Raw genomic sequence first — 2,610 nt, 5'->3', positions numbered from 1 at the left:
CTGACGCCTGGCCGCGTAGCCTTATCCGAGAACTCTTGTGCGGGTTTCGTGACAGCGGTGCCGTGCGGAGCGCGGTTCACGCCAACTTCTTCACCGGCCGCTGGATCGGTTCCGCCAGCTTGTACTACACAACCGAGAAGGACGCGCTCGTGCAAATGCGCGCATCGGAAACCAATCCTATCGCACTGGGGTGCCTCAACGAGGCCATCAAGGCAACCAACGCCAATATCGATCGGGCGAAAATCGAAGAAGAAGCACGCGGTTACTAAAGTGGCACAATAAGGTTCGCGGATCAGAAAGGTTCAATGGCAGCTTTGGTGCGACTTTCGCGGTTCCATCGCGGTCCCACGAATGGCCGGAATCGGCGCATCTTTCTCGTTGCCCGCGTCCCGGCGAAGGTCCCTCGACCGAACCGATAGCGGGCACTCGGCTCGGGAAGCGGGAACTGGGCTTCATGCCCCATACGTGCCGCTCGCAATACCCGTCGCGACCGGCTCAGCTGGGTGGAAAGTCGCCATTCGTCCAGCCTTTCGGAAGTAGCTCTATAGAGGGCACCGTCAACTTGGCATGTGCAGATTGACGGAAAGCGCGATGGGCTGAGCGATGCTCGGCGATATGCGCGATTATGCAGCCATGGCGACGCCGGTGACGTCGGCCCAGGTGGCGAACGCCTGGGTGCGGCCGGACCGAAGGTTCGCGGCGGTGTCGTGGTCTCGGCGGCGGGGGAAAATGTTCGCGACCTGGTCATGAGTGGAAAGGAAGCGTTGAACCTGCCGCGGCGACTTGAACCGTTTCATGATCCGCTCTCGTCGTCGGGTCGGTTGATGGGAGTTTTCGGCCCGGTTATTGAGGCCCTTATGCTGCCGATGCTCGACCCCGGGCATGATCTCCCGCTTGGCCGCGGCGTAGCTCTTCAGCTTGTCGGTGATGAGCACACAAGGGCCTCGACCCTGCTTCTTGAGGAGCTTGCGGAACAGGCGTTTGGCGGCCTTCTTGTCGCGCCGGCTCTGGACAAGAATATCGAGAATGAAGCCGTCCTGGTCGACGGCACGCCAAAGCCAATGCTTCTTCCCGGCGATGCCGATGACGACCTCATCCAGGTGCCACTTGTCGCCACGGAGAGGCGCTCGCCGACGGATGCGGCCGGCGAATTCCCGGCCGAATTTCAGGCCCCATTGCCGGATCGTCTCGTGCGTCACTGAGATGCCGCGGGCGGCCAGCATCTCCTCGACCATGCGCAGGCTCAACGGGAACCGAAAATACAGCCAGACCGCGTAGCTGATGATCTCAGCGGGGTAGCGATGGCCGGCGTAAATCGAGTCTCGAGGCGTCCTCATCCCGCCCGTTTACTCGACCAACCCGGCTCCTACCAAGCCCGCTCTCGGCCAACTTGACGATGCCCTCTACCGTCCCGGCTGTGTGGTGGGCCGGCAGAGAACCGCGCGCCATCGCCGCCGGGCTCGTCGACGTGCTGGTCAACGCATTGTACCTCGACGTCGCTTTTGTGCGTTTGTGCGATCCGACGGGGGGTGCCGCCGTCGAAATCGCACGGGGATGCGCATGGCAGGCATTTTCGGAATGGCTGCAGCAATATCTCTCCGTCAACGGCCGGCTGTCGCGTAGGGAAATCGTCCGCGAGATTGGCGGCGCGCGGCGCGGCTGCGGCATCGTCATTCCCATCGGCGTCGATGCCGAGGGCGGTGTGGTTGCCGCGGCCTGTGATCGCGCCGACTTTCCGACCGAAATCGACCAGTTGCTGCTCTCCGTGGCCGCCAATCATGCCGCAACGGCGTTTCGGATGGCACGCCTCGTCGACGATCACCGCCGCGCCGAAGACGCGCTGCGCGCGAGCGAACAGCAGCTTCGAAGAGCCCGCGACGAACTCGAGATGAAGGTGGCGGATCGGACCGCCGAATTGCGACGCAGCGAGGCCTATTTGGCCGAAGCGCAGAGGCTGAGTCACACGGGGAGTTGGGCATTCATCCCGGCGACCGGCAAACATGGCTACTGGTCCGAGGAAATCTTCCGCCTAACGGGATTCGATCCCGCGGGGGAGCCGCCGCGATTTGAAGAATTCGAGCAGCGCATCCATGCCGACGACCGGGCCAGAACGAAAGAACACTTCAGGATAGCAATCCGCGAAAAGGCAGATTTCGACCATGGCTATCGAATAGTGCATTTGGGCGGCGAAATCAGAGACATCCACGTCATTGGCCACCCTGTTCTCAGCCCATCCGGCGATGTGGTCGAATTCGTAGGGACCATGATGGATGTAACCGAACGCAGGCGTGCGGAGGAAGAACGGCAAGCGCTGGCGCACGCCAATCGCATCACGACCATGGGACAGCTGACGGCCTCGATCGCTCATGAAGTGAACCAGCCGATCGCCACGGCGCGCAACAACGCGGCTTCCGCCCTGCGGTTCTTATCCAGAGATCCGCCAGATTTGGAGGAGGTGCGCGAAGCGCTCGGCTGTATTGTAAACGACGTCGATCGAGCTGGCGATGTCATCGGCGGGATCCGTAATCTTATCAAGAAAGCGCCAGCACCACGGGATGATTGCTTGGACATCAACGAGGCGATCCGCGAGGTGATTGTCTTGACTCGTGG

3 protein-coding genes are annotated in these 2,610 nt (G+C 61.8%); 2 read left to right on the top strand and 1 reads right to left on the bottom strand.

The window, feature by feature from the left end; translation table 11 throughout:
• A partial coding sequence (locus tag VGY55_21160) for a hypothetical protein (GenBank protein HEV2972495.1) occupies positions 1 to 269 on the top strand: 269 nt, incomplete at its 5' end.
• Between the two features lie 354 nt (positions 270 to 623).
• Here the strand turns inward: VGY55_21160 and VGY55_21155 are convergent.
• The gene (locus VGY55_21155) at positions 624 to 1,337 is read right to left on the bottom strand and encodes an IS6 family transposase (protein ID HEV2972494.1); all 714 of its coding nucleotides are present in this window, start codon (positions 1,335 to 1,337) and stop codon (positions 624 to 626) included.
• 59 nt (positions 1,338 to 1,396) lie between these two features.
• Here VGY55_21155 and VGY55_21150 point away from each other — a divergent pair.
• A partial coding sequence (locus VGY55_21150) for a PAS domain-containing protein (protein HEV2972493.1) occupies positions 1,397 to 2,610 on the top strand: 1,214 nt, incomplete at its 3' end.

It is taken from the genome of Pirellulales bacterium, assembly GCA_035939775.1.
In the GTDB taxonomy this organism is placed as follows: domain Bacteria; phylum Planctomycetota; class Planctomycetia; order Pirellulales; family DATAWG01; genus DASZFO01.
This window is presented reverse-complemented; position numbering and strand designations above follow the sequence as displayed.

Excerpts from the sequence above, each read along its gene's own strand:
- VGY55_21155 (HEV2972494.1), bottom strand. The coding sequence starts at position 1,337 with ATGAGGACGCCTCGAGACTCGATTTACGCCGGCCATCGCTACCCCGCT.